Below are 26,862 nucleotides of genomic sequence, written 5' to 3'. Positions count from 1 at the left end.
GTCGACGTCGTCCCGGTCGACGGTCAGGTCATCGGCGAAGTGCCGGTCGCCAGTGGCGTCGGGCACGTACTTCACAGTGACAACGATCCTCAAGCTCACGCCGGCTCTCCTACTGCATCGTCATTTTTCGGCTGCCTCTTGCAGGCAGCATAGGCGCCTCAAGCGGCCGATCCCGGTCGGGGCGACCCGCGCTCCGACCGAAATATTACTCGTCAGTACACCTAGTTCGTTCCCGCTAAGCAAGCGCTTTGAACTGTGACCTTTGCAACGCAGCGTAATCGGAACTCGACGGCTGCGCAGAAGAGGGGTCGAGCCGGTCAGTCGCGCAGACCACGGAACCGCCCCTGGTGGTAGAGCAGCGGGCGGCCCGGGCCCGTGGAGTCGCCGAGGACGACCTCGGCCAGCACCAGGCGGTGGTCGCCGGCGGGGACCCGGGCCGCGATCCGGCACAGCAGCCAGGCCTGGACGTCGTCGAGGACGGGCACGCCCTCGGGACCCTCGCGCCAGGCGGTCGCCGCGCCGAAGCGGTCGGCGCCGCTGCGGGCGAACGTGGCGGCCAGGTCCTGCTGGTGCTCGCCGAGTATGTGCACCCCCACGTGGTCGGTCTCGGCCACCGCGGGCCAGCTGGAGGCACCGGTGCCGATGCCGAAGGACAGCAGCGGGGGCTCGGCGGAGACCGAGGTGAGGGAGGTGGCGGTGAATCCGACGGGGCCGGCGTCGCCGCGGGCGGTGATCACGGCGACTCCCGCCGCGTGCCGCCGGAAGACGGAACGCAGCAGCTCGGGCGAGGCGAGCCGGGCGGTGTCGAGGTCGGGCGTGGCCGTCATGGAGCTGTCCTTCTGCGAGGAGTGGCGTGGGCGTCCTTGGCTGCTCAACAGCCCGGACAGCGCGCGCTCGCGGTGCGGACCAGGTCGACGTGCACCCGCCCGTGGAGAAGGAGTTCCGAAGGCATACGGTCAGGCTGACGATAGGTGGTGCACACAGTCAAGTACGTCCCGTCATGTGGGAGATGCCTCACCCCGCCGATGGGAGATGCCTCACCCCGGTCGCCTGCCCTCAGACCGCCTCACCCAGTGCGGCGATCACGTCGGCCTTGCGCGGCTGTCCGACGGCACGTCGGACCACCCGGCCGTCGGCGTCCAGGACCAGCACGGTCGGGGTCTTGAGGATGTCGAGTTCCCGGACGAGCTCCAGCCGCTCCTCGGCGTCGATCTCGACGTGGGTCACGCCCGGGACCATGCCGGCCACCTCGCCGAGGACCCGTCGGGTCGCCCGGCACGGAGCGCAGAAGGCGCTGGAGAACTGGACGAGGGTGGCGCGCTCACCGAGCGGGCCGCCCAGTTCCGCCGCGCCGAGCCGTTTTCCGTCGTCGCGCCCGCGCACCCGTATCCTCCCGCTCCGCCGCCGATGCAGCACTCCGTAGGCGCTCGCCACCGCGAGCACCGCCACGCACACCACCAGTCCGGTCATCGTCTGCACCAGCATTCACGAGACTGCAAAGATTCCCGCCGCCCGGAAACCCGTCCGTTGCGGAATGCTTGGTTCCCATGGACATCGATGCAAGAGGGCCGCGCTTCGGGGCGGCCGTGACGACCGTCGTGCTGGCGGTCGTGCTCGTCACGGGGAGCGCCTGGCTGCTGGCCTGGCAGACGCTGGCGTTCGCGCTGGGCGCCGCGGGCGGAGTGGGCCGTTCGCCGTACGGCCGGCTGTTCCGCGTGGCCGTACGGGCCAGGCTGGGGCCGCCCACCGAGTTCGAGGCGCCCGAGCCGCCGCGGTTCGCCCAGGCGGTGGGGCTGGTCTTCGCGGCCGTGGGCCTCGCCGGCTACACGCTGGGGGCCGAGTGGCTGGGACTCGCCGCCACGGGGGCCGCGCTCGCCGCGGCCTTCCTGAACGCCGCGTTCGGGTACTGCCTGGGGTGCGAGATGTACCTGTTGGTGCGTCGGGCGACCGTACGGGCGGAGTAGACGGGGGGAGTAATGGGGTCGCAAAACCCCGAGGTGGATCACTGGGTGAAAGACGTGACGAGAATCTCTCCGTTGACGGGCGCGAAGGCTGGCTCCTCGCGCGTTCTTGGGGCACGATCTGCGAGATGCCGTAAACCTACGGCTGCGTAGCTTTCCCGCCGGGAGTCCTGTTTTCCGGGCAGAGCAAGGAAGGGTCCACCCCGTCCATGGCAGAGCTTGTCTACCGTCCCGTCGTCGGTCTCGCCCAGGCGTTGTTCAAGGCGTGGGACCTCAAGATCGACTGCAAGGGTTCGGAGAACATCCCGCGCTCGGGCGGTGCCGTGCTGGTGAGCAACCACATCAGCTATCTGGACTTCATCTTCAGCGGACTCGCGGCACTCCCCCAGAAGCGTCTCGTGCGCTTCATGGCGAAGGATTCCGTCTTCCGCCACAAGGTCTCCGGCCCGCTGATGCGTGGAATGAAGCACATCCCGGTGGACCGCAACCAGGGCGAGACGGCGTACGCCCACGCGCTGGACTCGCTCAGGTCGGGCGAGATCGTAGGCGTCTTCCCGGAGGCGACGATCTCGCAGTCCTTCACCCTGAAGAGCTTCAAGTCGGGCGCCGCGCGCATGGCCCAGGAGGCGGGCGTGCCGCTGATCCCGGTGGCGCTGTGGGGCACGCAGCGGCTGTGGACCAAGGGCCACCCGCGCAACTTCAAGCGCAGCCACACGCCCATCACCATCCGCGTCGGCGAAACGATCGAGGCCTCCCGCGACAAGTACGCGGGCGCGATCACCCGGCAGGTGCGCGAGCGGGTGAACGAGCTGCTGGAGGCGGCCCAGCGCGCCTACCCGGTGCGGCCCAAGGACGCGGACGACACCTGGTGGATGCCGGCCCACCTCGGCGGCACCGCCCCGACTCCGGAGCAGGTCCGCGAGGCCGAGGCGCGCTGAGCCCGCACGCTCCGCCGAGCCGGATCAGGACGCCGGGGACCCGATCACGATCCGGGCTCCCGGGCTGAACTTCTGCAACAGCTCGGCGAGTTCGGCCGCCGCCGCCTCGACGTCGGCGACCGGCATGGGTGCCAGGCTCTCCAGCAGGAAGATTCCGGAGACGGTGTCCTCGGTGAGCCTGGTGCGCGGACCCTGGCGCCAGTTCCAGCGGCGGCAGGTCACACCCGTCTCGTCGCGCCAGACCACCTCGCCCGCGTCGGGGTGTTCGACGATCTGCTCGCCGCCGGCGGCGGTCACGAAGTCCTCGTCCCCGGTGGCCCGCACGAGGTGCATACCTCCCTCGATGCGGTCGACGTCCTCGCCACCCACCGGAGTCAGGTGGGCGACGCTGATCGCGTTGTAGAGGTCAACGAGCAGGTTGATGCGGGGCAGCCCGCCCTCCGACAGAGCCCTCCTCGCCAGCGCCTCCGCCGAGTTGCGCGTCCGCGAGGGCTTCGACCCGAACGCCGTGTAGACCTCGCGCCACGCCACCATGTGCGCGTCCTCGTGCGGGGCGCGCCCGTCCAGGCGTACGGCGAGCCGGCGGGCCGCGTCGTCGAGGAGGGCGGAACTCGCGTCGGTGCTGGGCCCGTTGACCAGGCCGTGCGCCTCGATCGCGAGGTGGGTGAAGCCGGGCGCGAGGAGGCGCACCTCGTCGGACACGGTCAAGGAGAGGGTCATCGCCTGCCTCAGAGTGCGGTGGGGAGCGTCTTCCAGAGGTACGGCCGGTCGGGGGCGGCCTTGAGTACGTTGAGGACGACCGGATGAGGTTCAGCGTACAGGACCGGGTAGTCCATCTCATTGGACCGAGGGTCGGGCGTGAAGGCCAGCCGCTCGCCGTCCAGGGAGAACTGGGCGTCCACGCCGGGCTTGTTGCCGCGCGGATCCTGTCGATGCCAGGCGCCGTTGAAGCGCACGGCGACCAGGCCGTGCACCTCTTCGAACCTCTGGTAGCACAGGGCCGTCGGGATGTCCTCGGCCCGCAGCAGGGCGGCCAGCGCGTGGGCCTTGGCGTAGCAGATGCCGGTGCGCTGCTCCAGCACGTCGGAGGCCCGCCAGGTGACGCGGAGGTCGCCGCTGTCGGCGGAGTGCGGGATGGTGTCACGCACGAACTCGAATGCCAGCCGCGCATAGGCATACGAGTCCTCCGCCTCCCGGGCGAGCCGCGCGGCCGTGTCCCGTACGAGCGGATGGTCATGGTCGATGACCTCGTCGGCGGCCAGATAGGCGGACAGGTCGGGGGTGTTCTGGATCAGCTCCATGCCCGCAGAGCATAGGAATGCGATCACCCGTCAGTCAATGACTTTTCAGGTGATCGCATATCTATGCACAGCTCGACCGTTCTCGGCTAGCGTGCCATCTCCTCCTTCAGCGCCGCCACGAACGCGTCCACGTCCTCCTCCGTCGTGTCGAAGGCGCACATCCAGCGCACGACACCCTCGGCCTCGTCCCAGAAGTAGAACCGGAACCGCTCCTGCAGGCGCACGCTCACCTCGTGCGGCAGCTTGGCGAAGATCCCATTGGCCTGCACCGGATGAAGGATCTCGACGCCGTGCACGGCCCGTACGCCCTCGGCGAGCCGCTGGGCCATGTCGTTGGCGTGGCGGGCGTTGCGCAGCCACAGGTCCCTGGCGAGCAGGGCCTCCAACTGCACCGACACGAAGCGCATCTTGGAGGCGAGCTGCATGGACAGCTTGCGCAGATGCTTCATGTGGCTGACGGCGTCCTGGTTGATGACGACGACCGCTTCGCCGAACAGGGCGCCGTTCTTCGTGCCGCCCAGGGAGAGGATGTCGACGCCCACCGCGTTGGTGAACGTCCGCATCGGGACGTCCAGCGAGGCCGCCGCGTTGGCGATGCGGGAGCCGTCCAGGTGAACCCTCATGCCGCGGGCGTGGGCGTGGTCGCAGATCGCCCGGATCTCGTCGGGCGTGTACAGGGTGCCCAGTTCCGTGCTCTGGGTGATCGAGACGACCTGCGGCATCGCGCGGTGTTCGTCCTCCCAGCCGTACGCCTGCCTGTCGATCAGCTCGGGGGTGAGCTTGCCGTCCGGCGTGGGCACGGTGAGCAGCTTGAGGCCGCCCATGCGCTCGGGGGCGCCGCCCTCGTCGACGTTGATGTGCGCGCTCTCGGCGCAGATCACCGCGCCCCAGCGGTCGGTGACCGCCTGGAGCGCGACGACGTTGGCGCCCGTGCCGTTGAAGACCGGGAAGGCCTCCGCCGTGGCGCCGAAGTGGCTGCGGACGATGCGCTGGAGGTTCTCTGTGTAGTCGTCCTCGCCGTAGGCGACCTGGTGCCCGCCGTTGGCCAGGGCCAGGGCGGTGAGCACCTCCGGGTGGGCCCCGGCGTAGTTGTCGCTGGCGAAGCCGCGGACGTCCGGGTCGTGGTGGCGCCGGGCGTCGGTCCTCGGTGGGTTCACGGCTTCTCGTATCACGGCTTCTCGGTCAGCCACAGACGCTTTCCGTTCACTTCTGCGGCGGGCTTCTCCCAGACCCCGACGATCTCCTCGGCCAGGTCCTTCACATCGGTGAAGCCCGCGAACTTCGCGTTGGGGCGCTCGGCACGCATCGCGTCGTGCACCAACGCCTTCACCACCAGGATCGCAGCGGCGGAGGTCGGCCCGTCCGCGCCCGCGGAGATCCCCGCCTTGCGGAAGTAGTCGGCGAGCGCGAGCGTCCACGCCTCGGCGGCGGCCTTGGCGGCGGAGTACGCGGCGTTGCCCGCGGTGGGCTTGCTGGCACCCGCGGCGCTGATCAGGACGTACCGGCCCCGGTCACTGCGCTGCAACGCCTCGTGGAAGGCGAGGGAGGTGTGCTGCACGGTGCGGATCAGCAACAGCTCGAGCAGGTCCCAGTCGTGCAGGTTGGTTTTGGCGAAGGTCTCGCTGCCGCGCCAGCCGCCGACGAGGTGCACCACGCCGTCGACCCGGCCGAACTCCTTCTCGGTATGGACGGCCCAGTCGCGGGTCGAGTCCAGGTCGAGCAGGTCGACCGTCTCCCCGGTGACCGTGGCGCCGCCGGCGCTGTAGCGGGCCGCGTCCACGGCCTCCGCCAGCCGCTCGGGGTCGTTGTCCGCGCCGACGACGGTCGCGCCCGCCTCGGCGAGCCTGAGAAGCGTCGCGCGCCCCGCGGGTCCGCCCGCGCCGGCCACCGCGATCACCGCACCGCTGAGAGCCCCGTTCCCCATGGTCTTCGCCTCCTGAGCAATGTGCGCTGGTTCACCGTGCACGCGGTCGCTCACGCGGCGACCCGCTCGGCGCTCTCCGCCGTGATGCCCCGGGTGGAGGCGATCACGCTTTTCAGCTTCTTGGAAAGTGCCTCATAGAACATGCTCAGCGGAAACTCGTCAGGAAGCACCTCATCGACGAGTTTCCGCGGCGGCTGCGTCAGGTCGAGGGCGTCGGGGCCCTTGGCCCAGCGGGAGCCCGGGTGCGGTGCGAGGTAGGTGGAGACCAGCTCGTATCCGGCGAACCAGTGGACGAGCTTGGGGCGGTCGATGCCGTCGCGGTACAGCTGCTCGATGTCGGCGCACAGCTCGTTGGTGACCTGGGGCGCGCGCTGCCAGTCGATGAACAGCTGGTTGTCGGTCCAGCGGACGACGTCGTGCTTGTGGAGGTAGGCGAACAGGAGCTGGCCGCCGAGGCCGTCGTAGTTGCGCACGCGCTCACCGGTGACCGGGAAGCGGAACATGCGGTCGAACAGCACCGCGTACTGCACGTCACGGGCCTGCGGGACGCCGTCGGCCTCCAGCTTCACGGCCTCCCTGAAGGCGGTGAGGTCACAGCGCAGCTCTTCGAGGCCGTACATCCAGAACGGCTGGCGCTGCTTGATCATGAACGGGTCGAAGGGCAGGTCGCCGTGGCTGTGGGTGCGGTCGTGGACCATGTCCCACAGCACGAACGCCTCCTCGCAGCGCTTCTGGTCGTGGACCATCGCGGCGATGTCCTCGGGCAGCTCCAGACCCAGGATGTCCACGGCGGCGTCGGTGACCCGGCGGAAGCGGGCCGCCTCGCGGTCGCAGAAGATGCCGCCCCAGCTGAACCGCTCGGGCGCCTCGCGCACGGCGATGGTCTCGGGGAAGAGGACGGCGGAGTTGGTGTCGTAGCCGGCCGTGAAGTCCTCGAACCGGATGCCGCAGAACAGCGGGTTGTCGTAACGGGTGCGCTCCAGTTCGGCCAGCCACTGGGGCCAGACCATGCGCAGCACGACCGCCTCGAGGTTGCGGTCCGGATTGCCGTTCTGCGTGTACATCGGGAAGACGACCAGGTGCTGCAGGCCGTCCGCGCGGTTCGCGGCGGGCTGGAAGGCCAGCAGCGAGTCGAGGAAGTCCGGCACCTGGAAGCCGCCCTCCGCCCAGTGGTGCAGGTCCTTCACGAGGGCCTGGTGGTAGGCGCTGTCGTGCGGGAGCAGCGGGGACAGTTCCTCGACGGCGTGCACGACACGCCGGACGGCGCGTTCCGCCTCCGCGGGGTCCGGGGCGCCCTCCGCGTCGAAGTCGATCGATCCGTCCTTGGACTGCCATGGCCGGATCTGCTCCACGGCATCCTTGAGCACGGGCCACGCCGGATGCTCCACCACCCTGGCCGCGGGAGGAACCTGGTCCCCCGAACCCACCTGCACAAGAATTTCCGTCATGTCCCATCCTCCACGGGAAAACCTCACGTCAGGACACCGTATGCATACGAGGATTCTCCCAGCAAGTGGAGCCTCGGGAAATTATCCTGCGCCACCCTGATGGTCACAGGATTTTTTCCTGTCGGACACCTGTTCGGCAAACGCTTCCGCTTCGCACACCCGCTCCCGTCGCAGGCGCGGGTTCATCGCGCGGCCGGGCCGCTAGGCTTCGGACCTGCCCACACGGCCGTCCGCCCCGGCCGCGCGTGGTTCCCCCACCGCCACCCCCGACGGAAGCGAGTCGCATCTTGAACTTCCTCACCATCGGTCACCGCGGAGTCATGGGTGTCGAGCCCGAGAACACTCTCCGTTCCTTCGTCGCCGCCGAGCAGGCGGGCCTCGACGTCATCGAACTCGATCTGCACCTGAGCAAGGACGGCGCCCTCGTCGTGATGCACGACACCGACGTGGACCGTACGACCGACGGCACCGGCGCGATCGCCGAGCAGACCCTCGCCGAGCTGCGTGCCCTGGACGCGGGCCGCGGTGAGCGGGTCCCCGTGTTCGAGGAGGTCCTGGACGGCGTGCACGCGCCGTTGCAGGCCGAGATCAAGGACGTGGCGGCGGCGCGCGCGCTGGCGGAGGTCATGCACCGCCGGGACCTGGCCGCCCGCGTGGAGGTCTCCTCGTTCCACGACGAGGCGATCGCCGAGATCGCCCGGCTGGTGCCAGGGGTACGGACCGCGCTGATCGCCAGCCGGTTCGGCCCCGACATCGTGGACCGCGCGGTCGCGGCCGGTGCCTCGACCGTCTGCCTGAACATCCGCCGGCTCACCCTGGAGGTCGTCGAGGACGCCCGGAAGGCCGACCTGAAGATCATCGGCTGGGTGGTGAACACGCAGGACCAGCTGCGGCTGGTACGGGCGCTGGGGCTGGACGGCGCCACCACCGACTATCCGGAGATCAAACGCACCGGCCGCTTCACGGCGTGACGCTCATGCGAGCTCCTTGACCAGCAGCTCGAACTGCAGGTCGTCGCGCTGCGGCACGCCGAAACGCTCGTCGCCGTACGGGAAGGGGGTCATCCGTCCCGTACGGCGGTAGCCGCGGCGCTCGTACCAGGCGATGAGGTCGTCGCGTACGGAGATCACCGTCATGTGCATCTCGGTGACGCCCCAGGTCTCGCGGGCGGTCCGCTCCGCCTCCGCGATGATCACCTTGCCGAGGCCGGCACCCTGGAGAACCGGGCTGACCGCGAACATCCCGAAGTAGGCGTGCGCGCCGCGGTGTTCGAGCTGGCAGCAGGCGACGATCCGTCCCTCGCGCTCGACCGTGAGCAGCCTGCTGTCGGGCGACTTGATGACCTCCCGCACGCCCTCCGGGTCCGTCCGCTGCCCTTCGAGGATGTCCGCCTCGGTGGTCCACCCGCTGCGGCTGGCGTCTCCCCGGTACGCCGACTCGATCAGCACGACCAGCGCGTCCACGTCGGCGTCGGTGGCGTCGCGAAAGGTCAGGGCGGTTTCCATGGTCGGCTCTCCGGTTCTCGCGCGGCTCGGGCCCGACGAGAGTAACCCCCTGCCACTACGCTCCGGATGTATGGTGCATGTACTGAGTGGCCGCACCCTGCTGCGGCCCACCGATCCGGAACGGTCCCGCTTTTTCTACGGCGAGCAGCTGGGACTCGCGGTCTCCCGTGAGTTCGGTACGGGGCCGGAGCGCGGGACCGTCTACTTCCTCGGGGGCGGATTCCTGGAGGTGTCCGGGCGGTCCGACGTGGCGCCGTCACCGGCCGTGCGGTTGTGGATGCAGGTCGAGGACGTGTCCGCCGCGCACGACGAGCTGCGGGCCAAGGGGGTCGAGATCGTGCGGCCGCCGGTGAAGGAGCCGTGGGGGCTGATCGAGATGTGGATCGCGGATCCCGACGGGACGCGGATCGTGCTGGTGGAGGTTCCGCCGGACCATCCGCTGCGGTACCGGTCCGCCATCTGAGCCACCGGAACGTGGTCCCGGCGGCGGTCGGCGCAACGCGGCGTACAGGGCGGTGTTGTCGTCGTCGCGCCGGGTCGGGTCCAGCTCGTCGACGACCGCGCCGCCCCTGGTGAAGCCCAGGCCGGCGTCCTGCGCGGCGAGGGTGATGCGGCGCCTGCCGGCGGTCAGCTCCACTCGGGTGTCGGTATGGCCTCACGCCGCCCACTTGTGGCTCGCGGCAGCCGCAGTTCGCGCGGCGCCTCGCTGTCGACGCGCAGGGAGACGTTGGCGGGGCCGAAACTCCCGTACCGGGTCGGCCTGGGCACCCCGTCGCCGTCCAGGCCGTGGAGAGTTCCGCTCGCGCCGCCGTGATAGGGGCCGGTCTCGGTGCCGGGTCCCCGGTGAGCGTGTCGGGGGCGGGGGGCTCGGGAGGAAGCGGGTGCCGGTCGCGTCCATGGGCGCGCGCACGTCGGAAACGGCCGCGACCGGCGCGCGGGAGGGGATCAGGGACGCAGTACCCCGGCGAGCCCCTCCAGTCGGCCCAGCAACCCGGAGAGCAGGACGGCCAGTTCGTCCCGCTCGGCCGGGTCCAGGCCGGACAGCACGGTGGTCTCGTAGGCGAGCTGCGCGGGCATGATGCCGTCGACCAGGTCGCGCCCGGCGTCGGTGAGGCGGAGGTGGGCCACCCGGCGGTCACGGCTGTCGCCGCGGCGCTCGACCAGGCCGCGCTCGGTCAGGGCCTTGAGGCGTTTGGTGACGGCGGCGCCGGAGGAGAAGGTCTCGCGGGCCAGTTCACCGGGGGTGAGTTCGTGTCCGGTGCGGCGCAGCGCGCCCAGCAGGTCGAACTCGGGGCGGCTCAGGCCCGCCCGCCGCAGCGGGGCGTCCTCGGCCTGCTGAAGGAGCGCGGCGCAGCGGTTGACGCGGCCGATGATCTCCATCGGGCCGGTGTCGAGGTCGGGGTGGACGGTCTGCCACTGCCGGACCACCGCGGCGACGGTGTCGCTCCGCGTCGTTCCGGGGGCGCCCGCTCCGTTGCTCGCCGTCATGGCCGTACGTCCTCCGTCGCCTGGTGGGTGTGACGGTCCAGGCCCAGGTGCGGTCCCTGGCGCCGTACCGTCGCCGCGAGCGTACGGTGTCCGGACTGCTCGGCGAGCACGACCCTCTCGTGGGGCAGGGCGCGCTGCCACCATTCGCCGGACGCGGCCTCCACGGTGGCACGCAGATCGACCAGGGCGGCGGCGAGGGCGCGGCGGGCGGACTCCAGGCTTGCGGACGCGGGCCGCGGCTCCGCCAGGAGCCGAGCGGCGCGCTCGCGGGCGCGCTCCACGGCGGTCAGTGCGTGCTCGACGCCGGTGCCCGCGCGCCGGTTGGTGACGGCGACGGCCGCCACGAAGCCGACCAGGGCGCCGACGACCGTGTCGACGATCCGCTCGGTGATGAGCCGGCCGGGCTGCTGGTAGCCGGCGAACTCGGTGATGAGCAGGGCCATCGGGGTCACACAGACGCTGCCGAGCCAGTAGTTGCGGCTGATCAGGGCCTCGGTGCCGAAGTTGAAGGCGAGGCAGCACAGGACCAGTGCCGCCGGGCCGAGGTGGGCCAGCGGGACCACGGCGGCGAAGAGGAGGACACCGACGAGGTTGCCGACGACCCGCTGGACGCCCCGACTCCAGGTGAGGGTGAGGTTGGCCTGGTAGAGGGAGGCGGCGGTGACCAGGGCCCAGTAGGGGCGGCCGACGCCGAGAGCGAGCGAGGCGTAGCCGGCCAGGGCGCAGCCGAGGGCGGTGCGCACGGCGAGCGGGGTCAGTGGTCCGAGCCGGCTCCACCACGGGGGGACCGGGGAGGCGAGTTCGGCGTCCACGCCGAGGAGTTCGTCGGTCTCGGCGGGCAGTTGCCCGGTCCGCGGGACCGCTTTGGTGCCGCGCAGGGCGCGGCCCCAGGTGCGCAGCGGCTCGGGGTCCGTGTCCGCGGGGGCGGCGAGTGCGACCTCGGCGCGCACGACGAGCCGTTCGAGGGCGCGCCGGGGCTCGGTGGAGGCTCCGGCGGACAGCAGCGTCTGCCAGGCGGCCTGCACGGCGGCGGCCGCCGTGGCGCGGGCCTTGGCGTGTCCGTCGCCGGTGCCGTGCGTGGCGGCGTACGCGGCGGCGGCGTTCAGCGCGTGCGCGGTGGCGCGGCGCTCGGGGCCGTGCGGGCGCAGCAGGCCGGGAGCCATGCCGACGAGCCAGGCCCAGGCGCCCGTCGCGGTGGCCAGCGCCAGGTGGGCCGGGATCTGCCCGAGGGTCTGAGGCGTGAACAGGGCGGCGGAGCTGATGAAGGTGAGGACCACGTTGCCCGGCGGTCCGATACGGGTGGCGTCGCACAGCACCTTCTGTACGGCGGCCAGGGCGGCGCCGACGGCCACCAGGACGACGGCGCCGGTGGTGAGGGAGGCCGCGAGCAGGGCGACGGCGAGGCCACTGATCATGCCGAGGACCACCCATGCCAGGGCGCGGGCCCGGGCGGCGTAGGGGCGGTTGTGGGCGTAGAGCGCGCAGAGGGATCCGGCCATCGCGTACATCGCCAGGTCGAGCCGGTCGAGGGCCAGCAGGAGCAGGTTGGGCGGGGCGACCGCGACGACCACGCTCAGGGCGGGCTTGAACCAGATGTCGGAGGGCCGGCCGAGCCGCAGCACGCCGGCGAGCGGGAGGCGTCGGGCGGGCGACGCGGCGGAGGCGGGGGTGGGACGGCTCATGGACACAAGATTAGCAGGTGTTTTACCTGTAAAAGACACCCGGTCACGTGCTGTGCTCCGCCGAATGCTCCCCGTGTACATCCTTGCGCTCGCTTGCGCGCCGCATGCCGGGGGCATCCCTTGACCGACCGTCGAGCACCGACCGTCAGGTACCGATCGTCGAGCGGGGAGGTGGGCGTGCACGGACCGGCTTCGCCCGGCTGGCTGCTGGTGGCGCTGTGTGCGGCGACCGGGGCGTACTGCCTGTTGCGGATGCGCAGCACCGTGGAGGCGCAGCGCCGGTCGGCGGGCGGCGAGGCGCTGATGGGCTTCGGCATGGCCGCGATGGCCGTGCCCGCCGCGGTGTTCACACCCCCGTCGTGGGCCTGGCCCGCCTACGCGGTCGTGTTCGGCGCTGCGGCGCTGCACGCCCTGTGGGCGGCCCGGGCGAGCGCCCACCACCTGCACCACCTCGTCGGCTCCGCCGCCATGGTCTACATGGCGGTGGTGATGGCCGCCTCCCCCGGACACCACACCGGATCCGGCGGCGGAGTCCCGCTGCTGACGGGGGCGCTGCTCGTCTACTTCACCGGATACGTGCTGCTGTCCGGCCTGCGTCTGGTGCCCGTCGCCGCGGGGGGCGGCGCCGCGGGGTGGGGCGACCGGCCGGAGCTGGTGCGGGCGTGCCGGCTGTCGATGGGGATCGGGATGGTCGCGATGCTGCTGACGCTCTGAAGCGGCGTGCCCGATGGTGAGGGGCGTGGGCGCCGAGGCTCGGGTCGCGCGGAACGCCGTACGCAGCCGTTGCCTGCGTCACTTCCCGTGGCAGGCCGTACCTTCGAGCGGCCCGGCGCTCATAAGCTGCCCCCCATGATGCTCCCCGCGGCACTGTTGCTGCTCGGCGCCCTGACCGCCGTCGTCGCGCCCCGGCTGCTGGCCCGGGCCGACTGGGCGGACCGTGAACCGGTGCTCGCTCTGTGGGCGTGGCAGTGCGCGGTGGCGGCCGTACTCCTTTGCTGCGCGCTGTCGATGACGCTCAGCGCGGCGACCGCCTGGCAGGCGGTGGGCGGCCATGTGTTCGCCCCGGCACCGCACGTCGTCGTGGAGGCGTACACCCTCGGCACGGCCGAGCCGTGGGCCGCGGCGACGGCGGTGGCGCTCGCGTGCGGCGGGGCGTGGAGCGCGGCGATGCTGGTCCGGGAGGTCCTCCGGGCGCGTGCGCGCCGTCGGCGGCGCCGGTCCGAACTTCTGGTGCGCGCTCCCCTGTTGCCCGGCGAGGAGGCCGCCGGCAGCCGGCTCGTGATCCTTGAGGGCGAGCGGCCCGACGCCTGGTGGCTGCCGAGCACGGCTCCCCGGCTCGTCATCACGACGGCCGCGCTGCGCCGCCTCAAGGGCCGCCAGCTGGACGCCCTCGTCGCCCACGAGGAGGGTCACGCGCAGGCCCGGCACGACTGGCTGCTGCACTGCTCGGCCGCGCTGGCCGCCGGGTTCCCACAGGTGCGGGTCTTCGCCGGGTTCCGGGACGAGATGCACCGGCTGGTGGAGCTCGCCGCCGACGACATGGCCTCCCGCCGCTTCGGCCGGCTGACCACCGCCCTCGCCCTGGTCGGACTGAACGAGGACCGGGGCGTGTTCGGCCCGTGCCCGACCCCGCAGGCCCACGTGCCGCAGCGGGTCCACCGGCTGCTCACACCCCCGGACCGGCTCACCGCGGCCCGTCGGCTGCGGCTGACGGCGGCGGCCGCGCTGGTGCCGGTCGTGCCGTTGCTGGTGGCCTTCGTGCCGGGGTTGCGCGCGCTCGGATAGCACCCGGCCGAGCGGGTTCGTCCGCCCCGGGATTGGCTTCCGGGCCCACGATTCGGCGAGGATCGCAGCATGCACACTCCGCCCGTCGGCTCCCCGCCCCGCCCGTCGGCGCATCGCAGCGCCGCCCGTGCCGCGGGCATCCTCGCGCTGTGCTCCGCGCTGCTGATCGCCTTGGTCGCCGCCGACTGGCATCCCCTGTTCACGCTGGACGGTGACATCTCCCGCACCACTCACCGCTGGGCCGTGGACGACCCGGACGTCACCCAGACCTTCCGCATCCTGACGGACTGGGTCTGGGACCCGTGGACGATGCGCATCCTGTGCGCGGTCGTCGTGGTATGGCTGGTGTGGCGCCGTTCCGCCTGGTGGACGGCGGGGTGGCTGGCGCTGACCTGCGCGCTGGGCTCGCTGATCCAGCAGTCCCTGAAGGCCGCGGTCGGGCGCCCGCGGCCCGTCTGGCCGGACCCCGTCGACTCCGCGCACTACGCCGCCTTCCCCTCCGGTCACGCCATGACCGCCATGCTCGTGTGCGGCCTTCTGCTGTGGCTGCTGCACCGCCACGGCGTCGACCGCCTCCTGTGGCGTACGGCCGTGACCGTGGCCGTGATCTCCGTCGTCGGCGTCGGCCTGACCCGCATCTGGCTGGGCGTGCACTGGCCCTCGGACGTGGTCGGCGGCTGGCTGCTGGGCGCGACGCTCGTGGCTTTGGCGGTCGCGGTCCACCATCGGCAACGCCCGTGAACCCACCCGCGCGCGGCTACCGGCGCATCGGCCCGCCCGAGCCGAGGCCGACGGTTCGGCCTGACGCCAGGGGCCGGGTCGTCCGCTCCGCCGACGATCCCGCGGCCTGACTGTCCCCGCCCGGGACGGCCGAGAGTGCCGAGCCGGCCGCCTTCGTCGTCGCCGTCGACGCCCTGCTGCGGCTCGCGCTCCGCAGCAGCGCGCACAGGTGGCGTGCCCGGGCGACGGCGATGCACCGGCCGGGGGCGAGCTCGGATCCACCGCGACTTGGGGTCCTGCCGGCGGAACACGACCTGGTGCGTGAGGCGGCCGGGACAGCCGATGCCGGGAGTGCTCCGATTGAGGCGAGGGCAGCTTCGCCCGCGTGTTCCGCGGCAGCGCTCTTCCCTCGGCGTGGAACCTCGCCCCTTAAGATCACCTCATGGCCGCCGTGTTGTTCGACTTCTCCGGAACGCTCTTCCGCATCGAGTCCGCCGAGTCCTGGCTGCGAGCCGTCCTTGCCGAGATCGAACCCTCCCTCGACGAGACCGAGTTCCGCCGGAAAGCGCGGGCCCTCGAAAGGGTCGGCGCGCTGCCCGGCGGGACCCATCCCGTCGAGCGGATCCCCGACGAGCTCGCCCACCTCTGGGAGGCCCGCGACAAGAGCGCCGAGCTGCACCGGGCCGCGTACACCGGCGTGGCCCGCCAAGTACCGCTGCCCGAACCCGGGTTGTACGACGCGCTGTACGACCGGCACATGACCCCGGCCGCCTGGTCGCCGTACCCCGACGCCCTCGAGGTGCTGCGGACGCTGCGCGAGCGCGGGATCGGCGTCGGCGTGGTCAGCAACATCGGCTGGGATCTGCGGCCGGTGTTCCGCGAGCACGGCCTCGACTCCTGTGTCGACACGTACGTCCTGTCGTACGAACACGGCATCCAGAAGCCGGATCCCCGGCTGTTCGCGACCGCCTGCGCCGCACTCGGCGTCGAACCGCAGGAAACCCTCATGGTCGGCGACAACCGGCGGGCGGACGGCGGCGCGGCGGCCCTGGGCTGCGGGGTGCACTTCGTGGACCACCTGCCGGTGGCCGAACGGCCGGACGGACTGCGGCCGGTGCTGGATCTGGCGGGCTGACCTCGGCATCCGAGGGCGGGCACCCCGCCCCTGTACGTTGCCCAAGGCCACCATCGGGTGGTGCCCGACCGTCCTGGACGATCCCCCGCGTCGCCCAGGACGGCGGCAACCCGGTCAGGCCCTTTCGGGGGCCGGACCGGACGCGCTGAGTATAGTTGGCTGATAGCCAGTCAACGCAGGAGTTACAGCATGTCCCCGCGCAGCGCCTCGGTCAATGAAGAGTTGCGCCGACGTTCCCGGGAGCGGCTTCTGCAGGCGGCGGTCGAACTGGTCGGCGAGCGCGGGTACGAGGCGACCACACTCGGCGACATCGCGGACAGAGCCCATTCGGCGCGCGGTCTGGTGTCGTACTACTTCCCGGGCAAGCGCAGACTCGTGCAGTCCGCCGTGCACCGGCTGATGCACCGCACGCTGGAGGAGGCCCTGGAGCGCGAGCCGCGCACCGAGGACGGACGGGAGCGGATGGCACGGGCCATCGACGCGATCCTGGGGCTGGCGCGGGATCACCCGGTGCTGATGCGCCAGCACATGGCCGGAATCCTGCAGTCCGAGGGCTTCGTGCAGTGCCCGGAGCAGCAGCGTCTGTCCCAGTTGCTGCGGGACACCGTCGCCCGCCACGGCTCCGACGACGTCGACGCGGACTACGCCATGCTGCGCGCCCTGTTGATGGGTGCGGTCTTCGCGGCCCTGGTGCCGGGGGTGCCGATGTCCGTGCCGGTGCTGCGGGCCGAGTTGTTCAAGCGGTACCGGCTCGAGCGGGAGTCGGGGCTCCCGCCGGACACCGAGCCGGCGTCCGGCGGGACCTGCGACAGGGAGCTGTCACGGTTCTTCGCCACCGGGGCCGCACCGGAGTGCGACCCCGGGACCGGTACGACGACTCAGTCGAAGTAGTCCGGCTGCGTCTGGACGTTGAGCTCGCCCAGGCGGACCCGCTTCGCGGGGTCGGTGCGCCGGTCGTTGAGCTTCAGCACGTCGAAGCCCTTGGCGATGTCGTTGGAGTAGATGTAGCCGTTGTAGTAGTACGCCGACCAGGAACCGGCCGTGGTGAGCCGCTCGGTGTTGACCGGGCCGCGCTCGAAGTAGGCGATCTCCTTCGGGCGGGCGGAGTCGGTGAAGTCCCAGACGGAGACGCCGCCCTGGTACCAGGCCTGGACCATGATGTCCTTGCCCTTGACCGGGATGATCGAGCCGTTGTGGGCCACGCAGACCTCGACGGCCGCCTGGTGGCGGGCGATCTTGAAGTAGCTGCGGAACACGAGCTTGCGGGAGTCGCCCTTGCCGACGATGTCGTAGACGCCGTCGGCACCCTTGTTCGGGCCGATCTCCGCGTTGCAGGTGGCCGCGCCGCCGCCGCCCAACTCGTCGGTGAAGACGACCTTGTTGGCCTTCTGGTTGAAGGTCGCCGAGTGCCAGAACGCGAAGTTCACGTTGTCCTGCACCCGGTCGATGACCTTCGGGTTCTCCGGGTCCTTGATGGAGAAGAGGATGCCGTCACCCATGCAGGCGCCCGCGGCCAGGTCCTTCGAGGGCAGCACGGTGATGTCGTGGCAGCCGGTGGTCTTGGAGACGCCCGGGTTGGTCGGCGCACCGGGGTTGCCGCCGCCGTCCGGGCCCTCACCGGGGAAGAGCACCGGGAAGCCCACGACCGCCGCCTTCTCGGGGGCGTTGCGCGGCACCTTGATCACGGAGATGCCGTCGTGCGGCGGCTGGCAGTCCGGGTAGGTGGCGTTCGGTGAGTACGAGGAGACGTAGACGTAGACGTTCCTGCGCTCGGGCACCAGCGTGTGGGTGTGCGAGCCGCAGGCGGTCTCGACGGCGGCGACGTACTTCGGGTTCGTCTTGTCGCTGATGTCGAAGACCTTCATGCCCTCCCACGACGACTTCTCGGTGGCGGGCTGCGTGGTGCTGTTGCAACTGCTGTCGCTGCGCGAGGAGTCGGTCGACAGGAAGAGCAGGTTGCCGGATACGGAGATGTCGTTCTGCGAGCCCGGGCACAGCACCTGGGAGACGGTCTTGGGCGCCTTCGGGTTGCTGATGTCGAAGATGCGGAAGCCGTCGTAGTTGCCGGAGAAGGCGTACCTGCCCTGGAAGGCCAGGTCCGAATTGGTGCCCGGCAGGACGTCCTTGGGGATGTTGGCGAGGTGTTCGATGTTGCCGGAGTGGACGATCTCGTCCTGGCCCGGTATCTCGCCCTCGGCTATCGCCGCACGGACCTTGGCCTCGTCGCTCCTGGACACCTCCTCGCTCGCGGCCGGAGCGTCCCCGGGATCGGGGGTCGCGGCCGCCGGACCGGCCGTCAGCAGCGCTGCCAGGAGGCCCACCGCTGTGGCGGCAACTCCCAGTCGTCTGTGACGCGTTCGGGGTTCTTTCAACAGGATCACTGTTTCCTCCCTAGTTCCGTTCGCGGGGGAACGGCTCACGCACCACCGAAGTATCGTCTTCACCATGCACATATCAACAGGGGGCAACGAAGACGTAATGAAGGTTTTTGATCAGTCACACCTCCAAGCGTGTTAGGACGGTCTTCGACACTCACGAGGTGTCCCCCGCCCCGCCTGCCACAGGAGGTCGTTGTGCCCTTCCCCCGTGCGTACCGCGCACCCTTCGCCGCGGCCTCGCTGGCCACCCTCGCCGTGCTCGGCCTCGGGGGCTGCGAATCCGGGTCGGATGCGAAGTCGGCTTCCCGGACCGGCCCTTCGGTGCTCGTGCCCGGGCAGCCCGGGGAGGCGAACCGGACGATGTCCGCCGAGGACGCCGCGCAGCAGCGCACCGACGACGACTCCCCCAACTCGGCCGACATCGCCTACGCGCGGATGATGATCGAGCACCACGCCCAGGCCCTCGCGATGACCGAACTGGTCCCGGACCGCGCCGAGTCGTCGAAGCTCGGAAAGCTCGCCGAACGGATCGCCGCCGCCCAGGGGCCGGAGATCGAGAGCATGCGGGCCTGGCTGTCGGAGCACGGCGAGGACGAGAAGGGCGACGGCCACACGCACGCCTCGATGCCCGGCATGGCGACCGAGGCCCAGCTGAAGAAGTTGCGCGCGGCGAAGGGCGAGGCGTTCGACGAGCTCTTCCTGACCCTGATGATCACGCATCACGAGGGCGCGATCACGATGGCCACGGACGTGAAGGGACAGGGCAACAACATCCGGATCGAGGAGATGGCCGACGAGGTGGTGGCTCAGCAGACCAGCGAGATCACGCGGATGCGGGACATGGGGTGACCCTCTTGCGGGCCGCGGCCCGGCCTGCCTGCTGAGCGGCCGACCGCCCAGCGGGCCGCTTCAGCGGCGTGCGTGACGTGGCGTCAGGTAGCCGGCGTCACGTGCCTGGGCGATCAGCCGCAGCGACTTGCGGCGGCTGTGCCCGGTCGCGCACATCACCGCGAGCACGGGGTCGACGCCCCGCTCCTGGGCCGTCCGGTACTCCTGCGCGACGAGCCGGCGCCCCTCGACGCCGCGCGGCCAGGCGGGGCGGGCGCGGCGCGACCCGGCCGCCTCGGGTTCGGGCTCGGGTCCGGCTCCCGAGACCTCGGCGAGCGGGTCCTCGATCCAGTCCGCGAGCACGGCCAGGTCGTCGAGGGACAGGGCCGGCTGGGCCCGGACGTCCTCCAGGCGGACGCGCCCCTGGGACACCACGGCGAGCGCGTCGACCCGGGCGCCGTCGCCGAACTCCAGCCGGACGTCGAACCATGCCGTCGTCACGGCGCCCTCGTTCTCCCGCACTTCCCACGCGGGCCACACGGACACGGTGCCGTCCGTCGGACACCGATCGGAAAGATGAAGAAAGGATGCTTCTAGCACACACGCAACGTAACCGCATGATCACATTCCATACGAACGGACACGCGTGCTCATCCGGCGCACCGCACCCTGTCAGCGGAGCGGCGGCGGTGCCATGCTGGAGGTGACAGCGATCTCCCGTCGACCCCCCGGGTCCCTGGGTGAGGAGTTCCGCCGTGCTGCATGTCGCCGTCGTCGGCTCGGGACCGAGCGGGTGCTACACCGCCCAGAACCTGGTCCAGCAGGACCCCGAAGTGCGTGTCGACGTCCTGGACCGGCTGCCGTGCCCCTACGGCCTGGTGCGGTACGGCGTGGCGCCGGACCACGAGAAGATCAAGTCGCTGCAGAACAATCTGCGCACGGTCCTGGAGCACGAGCGGGTGCGCTTCCTGGGCGGTGTCCCGGTCGGCCCCGGGGGCGTGCCGGCCGCCCGACTGCGCGAGCTGTACCACGCCGTCGTGTACTGCGTGGGCGCCGCGACCGACCGGCACCTCGGGATCCCCGGTGAGGACCTGCCCGGCAGCTGGTCGGCGACGGAGTTCGTGTCCTGGTACAGCGCGCACCCCGACTCCGCGGCCGACGGCTTCGTGATCGGTGCCCGCTCGGCGGTGGTCATCGGCGTGGGGAACGTCGCCGTGGACGTCACGCGGATGCTGGCCCGGGGCCTCGCGGAGCTGAGCCCGACCGACATGCCGCAGGCGGCGCTCACCGCGCTGGCCGCGAGCCAGGTGAGCGAGGTCCACATGGTGGGGCGGCGCGGCCCTTCCCAGGCCCGCTTCACCACCAAGGAGCTGCGCGAGCTGGGCGCCCTGCCGGGCACCGAAGTCGCCGTCGACCCGGCGGAGTTGGCCCTGGACCCGGCCTACGTCGACCCGTCCGGGCTGCCCGCGGCGCAGCGTCGCAACGTGGAGGTGCTGCGCGGCTGGGCGGAGAGCGGGGCACAGCAGCCCGCACCCCATCGGATCCGGCTGCGGTTCTTTCTGCGGCCCGTCGAACTCCTCGCCGACGCGGGGCGCGTGGGCGCGGTGCGGTTCGAGCGGACGGCGCCGGACGGGCGCGGCGGGGTCACGGGCACGGGCGTCTTCGAGGAGATCGAGGCCCAGCTGGTGCTGCGTTCGGTGGGCTATCGCGGGGTGCCGCTGGAGGGGCTGCCGTTCGATCCGGCGAGCGGCACGGTACCCAATGTCGCCGGGCGGGTGCTGCGCGAGGGCGCGGTCGCGCCGGGCGAGTACGTGGCGGGCTGGATCAAGCGAGGCCCGACGGGCGTCATCGGCACCAACCGTCCGTGCGCCAAGGAGACGGTGACGTCGCTGCTGGAGGACGCCCCCCTGCTCGTACACGAAGATCTCCCCGGCGACCCGCTCGAGGCGCTGCGCGCCGAAGGGATCCGTCCCGTCCAGTGGGCGGGCTGGCAGGCGATCGAGCGGGCCGAGGCCGAGCTCGGGGCGTCTCTCGGGCGGGGCGTGGTGAAGCTGCCGGACTGGGAGTCCCTGCTGATGGCGGCGCGCTCGACCGCTCCTTAGCGGCTTCGCGGACAACTGGGTGGGCATGACACACGTCGGCAACAGCACAGAAATCAACAAACTGTTCAAGCCTCGTACGGTCACGTGCTGTTCGCATGTCCCCAGCCATCCGCCGCTCTGGAGTGCCCATGGCAACGACCGCACCCGCGCATCCCGTCGACGAGGTCCCACCCGTACGCCAACTGGCCGCCTTCGGCCTCCAGCACGTGCTCGCGATGTACGCGGGCGCGGTGGCCGTGCCGCTGATCGTCGGCGGTGCGATGAAGCTGTCGGCCGCGGATTTGGCGTACCTGATCACCGCCGACCTGCTGGTGTGCGGTATCGCCACGCTGATCCAGTGCATCGGCTTCTGGCGGTTCGGTGTGCGGCTGCCGATCATGCAGGGCTGTACGTTCGCGGCCGTGTCGCCGATGGTGCTCATCGGTACGACGGGCGGCGGACTGCCCGCGATCTACGGCTCGGTGATCGTCGCGGGGCTCGCGATCGTGCTGCTCGCGCCGGTCTTCGGCAGGCTGCTGCGGTTCTTCCCGCCGCTCGTCACGGGCACGGTCATCCTGGTCATCGGCATCTCGCTGCTGCCGGTCGCGGGCAACTGGGTGGCGGGCGGCGTCGGCGCGGAGGACTTCGGGGAGCCGAAGAACATCGCTCTGGCCGCCTTCGTGCTCGCGGTGGTGCTGGGCGTCCAGCGCTTCGGGCCGGAGTTCCTGAGCCGGATTGCGGTGCTGATCGGCATCGCCGTGGGACTGGCGGTCGCCGTGCCCTTCGGCTTCACCGACTTCGACGGGGTCGGGGACGCCGACTGGGTCGGAATCAGCACGCCGTTCCACTTCGGGACGCCCACCTTCGAGGCGTCGGCGATCATCTCGATGCTGGTGGTTGCGCTGGTGTGCATGACCGAGACGACCGGTGACTTCATCGCGGTCGGCGAGATGACCGGCCGGAAGGTGGACTCGCGCTCCCTGTCCGACGGCCTGCGCGCCGACGGCCTCTCCACCGTCCTGGGCGGCGTCTTCAACACCTTCCCGTACACGGCGTACGCGCAGAACGTCGGCCTGGTCGGCATGACCCGGGTCCGCAGCCGCTGGGTCGTCGCCGTCGCGGGCGGCATCCTCGTCCTGCTCGGCCTGCTGCCCAAGCTGGGCGCGGTGGTGGCGGCCGTCCCGGCGCCGGTCCTCGGCGGAGCGGGCCTGGTGATGTTCGGGACGGTCGCGGCGAGCGGCCTGAGGACGCTGGCCCAGGTGGACTTCAGGGGCAACAACAACCTGACCGTGGTGGCCGTCTCGGTCGCCATGGGTGTGCTGCCGGTCGGCGTGCCGACGATCTACGAGAAGTTCCCGGACTGGTTCCAGACGGTGATGACCAGCGGCATCAGCGCGGGCTGCCTGACGGCGATCGTCCTGAACCTGCTCTTCAACCACCTGCCGGCGAGGGCGGGGTCACCCTCCGACGCGGACGGCCTGCCGGGCGGCGGCATCGAGGAGGGCGTCGAGAAGTCCCGGGAAGAGGTCGTCTAGGTCGTCCCGGCGCAGGCCGTTCATCTTGGCCGTGCCCCGGTAGACCTGCCGGATCACTCCGGCCTCCCGCAGCACCCGGAAGTGGTGCGTGGTCGTGGACTTGGTGACGGGCAGGTCGAAGCGCGAACAGGAGAGCTCGTCGCCGACTGCGGCGAGCTCTCGCACGATCCGCAGCCTCATCGGGTCCGACAACGCGTGCAGCACGGCTTCGAGCCGGACCTCCTCGCGTGCCGGATGCGGGAGGTCACGGCTACTGACGGCGGGGGAGGTCACGGCTGCTCCACATGCTCGGGGTGTCCCATTGTACGAGGGGTCTCGTAGTTTGACATCCACCGTACTACGATGCCTATCGTACGAGTCGTCCATCGGCCCGCGACGATCGGAGCAGTTCTTCATGAGCGCCCTCTTCCAGCCCCTCAGCCTGCGTGACGTGACCATCCCCAACCGAGTGTGGATGCCCCCGATGTGCCAGTACTCGGCGGCACCGGACGGACCGGACGCCGGTGCACCCGACGACTGGCACTTCGCGCACTACGCGGCCCGCGCGGCCGGCGGCACGGGCCTGATCGTCGTCGAGGCCACCGCCGTCAGCCCCGAGGGCCGGATCTCCCCGTACGACCTCGGCATCTGGAACGACACCCAGGTCGAGGCGTTCCGCCGGATCACCCGCTTCCTGGTGTCCCAGGGCACGGTCCCGGGCATCCAGCTCGCCCACGCGGGCCGCAAGGCCTCGACCGACCGGCCCTGGACGGGCGGCGCGCCGCTCGCGCCGGACGCGTACGGATGGCAGCCGGTGGGTCCCAGCCCGCTCGCGTTCGACGAGAACCACCCGGTGCCGACCGAGCTGACGGTCGACCAGATCCGGGAGACCGTCGGCCAGTTCGCGGACGCGGCCCGTCGCGCCCTCGCCGCCGGCTTCGAGATCGCCGAGATCCACGGCGCCCACGGCTATCTGATCGGCAACTTCCTCTCCCCGCACTCCAACCACCGCACCGACGCCTACGGCGGCTCGTACGAGAACCGCACCCGCTTCGCCCTCGAAGTCGTCGACGCCGTACGGCAGGTGTGGCCGGACGACAAGCCGCTGTTCTTCCGCGTCTCGGCGACGGACTGGCTGGCCGAGGGCGGCTGGACGCCGGACGACACCGTCCGCTTCGCCCGCGATCTGCGGGCCCACGGCATCGACCTGCTCGACGTCTCCTCCGGCGGCAACGCCTCCGGCGTCCGCATCCCGACCGGCCCCGGCTACCAGGTGCCCTTCGCCGCTCGTGTCAAGGCCGAGACGTCCCTCCCGGTCGCCGCGGTCGGCCTCATCACCGACGTCGAACAGGCCGAGAAGATCCTGGTCAACGAGGAGGCCGACGCCGTGTTCCTGGGCCGCGAGCTGCTGCGCAACCCCTCGTGGGCCAGGCTCGCGGCGCGGGAACTGGGCGGGGACGTGCACGTGCCGGACCAGTACCACCGGTCGGTCTGAGCATCGCCGGCCTGGCGCAGGGGGCGCTTTCTGCCCTACTGACAACGACACGGTCGCGGGGCGGCCGGGGACCCCGGCCGCCCTGCGCCCCGGAACGTCACCCCGTGCAGGCCGTCCCGTTGAGCGTGAACGCACCCGGAGCCGCGCTGTTCCCGGTGTGGTTGGCCTGATAGCCGAGCGTGACGCTCGCGTTCGGGGCAAGCGTGCCGTTGTACGAGACGTTCGTCGCCGTCACCGCCCCGGAGGACGGCGTGTACGTGGCGCCCCATCCGTTGGTGATGGTCTGGCCGGTCGGAAGCGTGAACCCGAGCGTCCAGCCGTTGATCGCCGTCGTGCTGGTGTTGGTGAGGGTGACGGAAGCGGTGAGGCCCGTGTTCCAGGCGTTGGTGGAGGCCGTCACCTTGCAGGAGCCGGGCTGGGGTTGGGGCGCCGGCCCCGAACTGTCCAGGCCGAAGAAGGTGAGGGCGCGGGCCGCCATGCCGGTGACGTAGAGGTTGTGGCCGATGCCCTGGAGGCTGATCGCCTCGACCGGGGCACGGTCACCGGTGGCGCCGTAGCGGGTGCGGTTCCAGCCGGCGACGGGCGTGTCGCCGGCGGCCGGGGTCTGGCTGACGCCCAGGACGTTCGTCCACTGCTTGATCTCCTCCCCGAAGTTGGGGTAGCGCAGCACGTCGTCCTCGGTGCCGTGCCAGACCTGCATGCGCGGCCGGGGCCCGGTGTAGCCGGGGTAGGCGGCGCGCACCAGGTCGCCCCACTCCTGCGGGGTGTGGGTCACCGTGCCACCCGAGCAGGCGCTGTTCCACTCGGAGCCGTCGGTGGTGGCGAAGCAGCCGAACGGTACGCCGGAGAAGGCGGCGCCCGCCGAGAAGACGTCGGGGTAGTCGCCCAGCAGGACGTTCGTCATCATCGCGCCGGACGAGATGCCGGTGGCGAAGATCCTCGCCGGGTCCGCGGAGTAGGTGCGGCTGACCCAGTCGACCATCGACTTGATGCCGACGGGGTCGCTGCCGCCGCCCCGCTTCAGCGCCTGGGGCGAGGAGACGTCGAAGCACTTGCTGGCGCGGGTGACCGAGGGGTAGACGACCACGAACCCGTAGCGGTCGGCCAGAGAGGCCCACTCCGTGTTGGAGTACATGGCCGGTCCGGAGCCGGTGCAGTAGTGCACGGCGACCACGACCGCGGGCTTCACGGTGACGCTGTCCGGCACGTACAGGTACATCTGGAGGTTGCTGGGATTGGGGCCGAAGTCCGTGACTTCGGTGAGCGTCGCGGTGGGGGCCGCGGCTGCCCGTTCGGGGCGGGCCGAGGCCGTCGGCGCGGTGAGGAGGGTGGCCGCGAGCAACGGCACCAGTGCCGCGAGCAGCGTCACGAGCACCGAACGCAGGGGCCTTCTACGGGGGTTACGGGGGGTGTTGGGCACGTCCTTGTCCCTTTCTGGTCGCGGCTCAGGGGACGTGGTACGGCGTTTCCTTGACTGTGGCCGTTCAGCAGGCGGAGTTCGTCTGGGTCAACAAGGCCAGCTTCCAGGGCAGTTGCGAGTAGTCACCGCCGGCCGACGGGTCCATGCCCTGATAGAGGAACCGCAGTCGGCAGGGGTCGATCGTGAGGGTCTGGTCGACGCCGTCCCGGATCAGCTCGCCGTGGCTGAAGTCCTTGGTCCAGGCAGGCTGCCCGGCCTCGAAGGTCACGTTGTTCGCGCGAATGAAGGCGTTGGCCTCGGTGTCCGCGAGCGGGGTCCAGGTGCCGCCCGGGCTGTCGGCCGTCCAGGCCCGGAAGTAGCGCCGCCAGTCGGACTTGGTGGCCAGCGCCTCCACGAGCATGAGGTACTTGCCGCTCTTGCCGAGACGGTAGACGTTGCTCGCCTCGAAGAGGTCGAAGCGGTTGGGTTCGGCCAGCACGATCTCGGTGTCGCGGAACCCGTTCGGGAACTCGGCGCGCGTGGTCCGCGAACGGTACTGGTGGCCGTTGTCGTCCGAGAAGAACAGATAGCAGTCGGTCTTGTCGCAGATCGTCCAGAAGTCCAGCCAGAACCCGTTGCCCTTGTTCTCCGTGAGTACGGGGGGCTCGCTGTCGAAGAAGTGGCGCGGGGCGCTCCAGCTCTCCGGCTTGGAGGGGTCGGTGGTGGTGGAGTAGGACGGCGGACCCGTCTGGTAGACCATGTACCAGAGCTTCTGCGGGGCGAAGTAGAACACCTGGGGCGCGGCGGCGTAGCGGTTGCCGATGTTCGGGTTGGCGTCCAGGAAGGTCTGCGGTGCGGCCGCCGCCTGGGACCAGTCCTTGAAGCTGCTGTAGGCCAGGCTCCACCGGCCGGCGGTGTCGGCGGTGGTCGCGTAGACGTGCCAGCGGTTCTTGTAGCGGAAGACCGTCGGGTCCTTCACCGAGACGATCGGGTGACCGGCGTCCGGCTGGGGAGCGATCAGCGGGCCGGTCGAGGACCAGGTGAAGGAGCCGGGCAGCGGGTCCGGCCGACCGGCCCCCAGGTCACCGGCGGCCGCCGGGCCGGGCGACAGGGCCGCCAGACCGACGGCCAGTAAGGCGAGCACAAGCCCACTGACGTACGTACGTATACGTGGAGTCGTCATCGACCGGCCTCTCACGGAAGGAAAGCACCCGCCGAGCATCGTGGCATGCACATGGCTGACGTGGAAGCGCTCCCACGCAACGAAAGAATTCGCTCGC

At 71.0% G+C, this 26,862-nt stretch carries 28 protein-coding genes and 1 pseudogene; 13 read left to right on the top strand and 16 right to left on the bottom strand.

What is annotated here, in order from left to right; translation table 11 throughout:
- The 3 genes and pseudogenes from KUM49_RS20505 to KUM49_RS20495 all read right to left on the bottom strand — a co-directional run.
- Positions 1-99 (bottom strand): annotated as a pseudogene (locus tag KUM49_RS20505) (electron transfer flavoprotein subunit beta); the annotation flags it as partial.
- A gap of 218 nt (positions 100-317) precedes the next feature.
- Positions 318-827 carry a flavin reductase family protein gene (locus tag KUM49_RS20500; protein ID WP_217238344.1) on the bottom strand — a complete coding sequence of 170 codons (510 nt, stop codon included), beginning with the start codon at positions 825-827 and terminating at the stop codon, positions 318-320.
- A 229-nt stretch (positions 828-1,056) separates the two neighbouring features.
- Complete coding sequence (locus tag KUM49_RS20495) at positions 1,057-1,470, bottom strand: thioredoxin family protein (protein ID WP_217238347.1); 414 nt, start codon at positions 1,468-1,470, stop codon at positions 1,057-1,059.
- Between the two features lie 77 nt (positions 1,471-1,547).
- Here KUM49_RS20495 and KUM49_RS20490 point away from each other — a divergent pair, with 77 nt between their 5' ends.
- Both KUM49_RS20490 and KUM49_RS20485 read left to right on the top strand, forming a co-directional pair.
- Positions 1,548-1,964 carry a DUF4395 domain-containing protein gene (locus KUM49_RS20490; RefSeq protein WP_217238343.1) on the top strand — a complete coding sequence of 139 codons (417 nt, stop codon included), beginning with the start codon at positions 1,548-1,550 and terminating at the stop codon, positions 1,962-1,964.
- Between the two features lie 206 nt (positions 1,965-2,170).
- Entirely contained in the window at positions 2,171-2,899 is a 729-nt protein-coding gene (locus tag KUM49_RS20485; protein WP_217238342.1) for a 1-acyl-sn-glycerol-3-phosphate acyltransferase, read from the top strand.
- Between the two features lie 24 nt (positions 2,900-2,923).
- Here the strand turns inward: KUM49_RS20485 and KUM49_RS20480 are convergent, their stop codons facing one another.
- The 5 genes from KUM49_RS20480 to KUM49_RS20460 all read right to left on the bottom strand — a co-directional run bounded on the left by KUM49_RS20480 (position 2,924) and on the right by KUM49_RS20460 (position 7,572).
- Entirely contained in the window at positions 2,924-3,619 is a 696-nt protein-coding gene (locus tag KUM49_RS20480; RefSeq protein WP_217238341.1) for a B3/4 domain-containing protein, read from the bottom strand.
- An 8-nt stretch (positions 3,620-3,627) separates the two neighbouring features.
- A complete protein-coding gene (locus tag KUM49_RS20475) occupies positions 3,628-4,200 on the bottom strand; it encodes a transglutaminase domain-containing protein (protein ID WP_217238340.1) in 573 nt (190 codons plus the stop codon).
- An 86-nt stretch (positions 4,201-4,286) separates the two neighbouring features.
- Positions 4,287-5,357: a low specificity L-threonine aldolase gene (locus tag KUM49_RS20470; RefSeq protein ID WP_217238339.1), complete on the bottom strand. Its 1,071-nt coding sequence runs from the start codon at positions 5,355-5,357 to the stop codon at positions 4,287-4,289.
- Between the two features lie 11 nt (positions 5,358-5,368).
- Positions 5,369-6,124: an SDR family oxidoreductase gene (locus tag KUM49_RS20465; protein WP_217238338.1), complete on the bottom strand. Its 756-nt coding sequence runs from the start codon at positions 6,122-6,124 to the stop codon at positions 5,369-5,371.
- A 50-nt stretch (positions 6,125-6,174) separates the two neighbouring features.
- A complete protein-coding gene (locus KUM49_RS20460) occupies positions 6,175-7,572 on the bottom strand; it encodes a DUF6421 family protein (RefSeq protein ID WP_217238337.1) in 1,398 nt (465 codons plus the stop codon).
- Between the two features lie 287 nt (positions 7,573-7,859).
- Between KUM49_RS20460 and KUM49_RS20455 the strand changes: the two genes are divergently transcribed.
- Complete coding sequence (locus KUM49_RS20455) at positions 7,860-8,543, top strand: glycerophosphodiester phosphodiesterase family protein (protein ID WP_217238336.1); 684 nt, start codon at positions 7,860-7,862, stop codon at positions 8,541-8,543.
- Positions 8,544-8,546: 3 nt separating this feature from the next.
- Here KUM49_RS20455 and KUM49_RS20450 read toward each other — a convergent pair whose 3' ends face one another.
- Positions 8,547-9,077: a GNAT family N-acetyltransferase gene (locus KUM49_RS20450; protein WP_217238335.1), complete on the bottom strand. Its 531-nt coding sequence runs from the start codon at positions 9,075-9,077 to the stop codon at positions 8,547-8,549.
- A 70-nt stretch (positions 9,078-9,147) separates the two neighbouring features.
- Between KUM49_RS20450 and KUM49_RS20445 the strand changes: the two genes are divergently transcribed.
- Positions 9,148-9,540 carry a VOC family protein gene (locus tag KUM49_RS20445; protein ID WP_217238334.1) on the top strand — a complete coding sequence of 131 codons (393 nt, stop codon included), beginning with the start codon at positions 9,148-9,150 and terminating at the stop codon, positions 9,538-9,540.
- A 482-nt stretch (positions 9,541-10,022) separates the two neighbouring features.
- Here KUM49_RS20445 and KUM49_RS20440 read toward each other — a convergent pair whose 3' ends face one another.
- Both KUM49_RS20440 and KUM49_RS20435 read right to left on the bottom strand, forming a co-directional pair.
- On the bottom strand, positions 10,023-10,565 hold the full coding sequence (locus KUM49_RS20440; RefSeq protein ID WP_217238333.1) for a MarR family winged helix-turn-helix transcriptional regulator: 543 nt from the start codon (positions 10,563-10,565) through the stop codon (positions 10,023-10,025).
- Positions 10,562-12,247: an FUSC family protein gene (locus tag KUM49_RS20435; RefSeq protein WP_217238332.1), complete on the bottom strand. Its 1,686-nt coding sequence runs from the start codon at positions 12,245-12,247 to the stop codon at positions 10,562-10,564. Before KUM49_RS20435 ends, KUM49_RS20440 begins: the two co-directional genes overlap by 4 nt.
- A gap of 177 nt (positions 12,248-12,424) precedes the next feature.
- On the opposite strand from KUM49_RS20435, the gene KUM49_RS20430 reads away from it, so the two are divergent.
- From KUM49_RS20430 to KUM49_RS20410, 5 genes are all read left to right on the top strand, one after another.
- Positions 12,425-12,961, top strand: coding sequence for a DUF5134 domain-containing protein (locus tag KUM49_RS20430; protein WP_217238331.1), 537 nt, complete (start codon positions 12,425-12,427; stop codon positions 12,959-12,961).
- Between the two features lie 135 nt (positions 12,962-13,096).
- Complete coding sequence (locus KUM49_RS20425) at positions 13,097-14,032, top strand: M56 family metallopeptidase (RefSeq protein ID WP_217238330.1); 936 nt, start codon at positions 13,097-13,099, stop codon at positions 14,030-14,032.
- Positions 14,033-14,101: 69 nt separating this feature from the next.
- The gene (locus KUM49_RS20420; RefSeq protein WP_217238329.1) at positions 14,102-14,773 is read left to right on the top strand and encodes a phosphatase PAP2 family protein; all 672 of its coding nucleotides are present in this window, start codon (positions 14,102-14,104) and stop codon (positions 14,771-14,773) included.
- Positions 14,774-15,194: 421 nt separating this feature from the next.
- Positions 15,195-15,887: an HAD family hydrolase gene (locus KUM49_RS20415; RefSeq protein WP_217238328.1), complete on the top strand. Its 693-nt coding sequence runs from the start codon at positions 15,195-15,197 to the stop codon at positions 15,885-15,887.
- 189 nt (positions 15,888-16,076) lie between these two features.
- Complete coding sequence (locus tag KUM49_RS20410; protein WP_217238327.1) at positions 16,077-16,778, top strand: TetR/AcrR family transcriptional regulator; 702 nt, start codon at positions 16,077-16,079, stop codon at positions 16,776-16,778.
- Here KUM49_RS20410 and KUM49_RS20405 read toward each other — a convergent pair.
- Entirely contained in the window at positions 16,766-18,268 is a 1,503-nt protein-coding gene (locus tag KUM49_RS20405) for an LVIVD repeat-containing protein (protein ID WP_217238326.1), read from the bottom strand. The two genes, KUM49_RS20410 and KUM49_RS20405, sit on opposite strands and share 13 nt — an antisense overlap.
- A 192-nt stretch (positions 18,269-18,460) precedes the next feature.
- On the opposite strand from KUM49_RS20405, the gene KUM49_RS20400 reads away from it, so the two are divergent.
- Complete coding sequence (locus tag KUM49_RS20400; protein ID WP_217238325.1) at positions 18,461-19,114, top strand: DUF305 domain-containing protein; 654 nt, start codon at positions 18,461-18,463, stop codon at positions 19,112-19,114.
- Positions 19,115-19,174: 60 nt separating this feature from the next.
- On the opposite strand, the gene KUM49_RS20395 is transcribed toward KUM49_RS20400, so the two are convergent.
- On the bottom strand, positions 19,175-19,639 hold the full coding sequence (locus KUM49_RS20395; protein WP_217238324.1) for a DUF6214 family protein: 465 nt from the start codon (positions 19,637-19,639) through the stop codon (positions 19,175-19,177).
- Between the two features lie 209 nt (positions 19,640-19,848).
- Between KUM49_RS20395 and KUM49_RS20390 the strand changes: the two genes are divergently transcribed.
- Together KUM49_RS20390 and KUM49_RS20385 are read left to right on the top strand one after the other, a co-directional pair.
- A complete protein-coding gene (locus tag KUM49_RS20390) occupies positions 19,849-21,195 on the top strand; it encodes an FAD-dependent oxidoreductase (protein ID WP_217238323.1) in 1,347 nt (448 codons plus the stop codon).
- A 128-nt stretch (positions 21,196-21,323) separates the two neighbouring features.
- Positions 21,324-22,709 (top strand): nucleobase:cation symporter-2 family protein, encoded by a 1,386-nt coding sequence (locus tag KUM49_RS20385; protein ID WP_217238322.1) that lies wholly within the window; start codon positions 21,324-21,326, stop codon positions 22,707-22,709.
- On the opposite strand, the gene KUM49_RS20380 is transcribed toward KUM49_RS20385, so the two are convergent.
- Positions 22,632-22,982: a helix-turn-helix transcriptional regulator gene (locus KUM49_RS20380; protein ID WP_217238321.1), complete on the bottom strand. Its 351-nt coding sequence runs from the start codon at positions 22,980-22,982 to the stop codon at positions 22,632-22,634. The two genes, KUM49_RS20385 and KUM49_RS20380, sit on opposite strands and share 78 nt — an antisense overlap.
- 121 nt (positions 22,983-23,103) lie before the next feature.
- Between KUM49_RS20380 and KUM49_RS20375 the strand changes: the two genes are divergently transcribed.
- Positions 23,104-24,183 (top strand): NADH:flavin oxidoreductase/NADH oxidase, encoded by a 1,080-nt coding sequence (locus tag KUM49_RS20375; RefSeq protein ID WP_217238320.1) that lies wholly within the window; start codon positions 23,104-23,106, stop codon positions 24,181-24,183.
- A 97-nt stretch (positions 24,184-24,280) separates the two neighbouring features.
- On the opposite strand, the gene KUM49_RS20370 is transcribed toward KUM49_RS20375, so the two are convergent.
- Both KUM49_RS20370 and KUM49_RS20365 read right to left on the bottom strand, forming a co-directional pair.
- Positions 24,281-25,603, bottom strand: a complete 1,323-nt coding sequence (locus tag KUM49_RS20370; protein ID WP_374200182.1) for a PHB depolymerase family esterase — start codon at positions 25,601-25,603, stop codon at positions 24,281-24,283.
- A 64-nt stretch (positions 25,604-25,667) separates the two neighbouring features.
- A complete protein-coding gene (locus tag KUM49_RS20365; protein WP_254401534.1) occupies positions 25,668-26,765 on the bottom strand; it encodes a non-reducing end alpha-L-arabinofuranosidase family hydrolase in 1,098 nt (365 codons plus the stop codon).
- Between the last annotated feature and the right edge of the window lie 97 nt (positions 26,766-26,862).

Origin of the sequence: Streptomyces sp. AC555_RSS877, from assembly GCF_019049245.1 — a bacterium.
Classification (GTDB): domain Bacteria; phylum Actinomycetota; class Actinomycetes; order Streptomycetales; family Streptomycetaceae; genus Streptomyces.
Note: the sequence above shows the minus strand (reverse complement) of the source record. Positions and strands in the feature narration are given on the sequence as shown.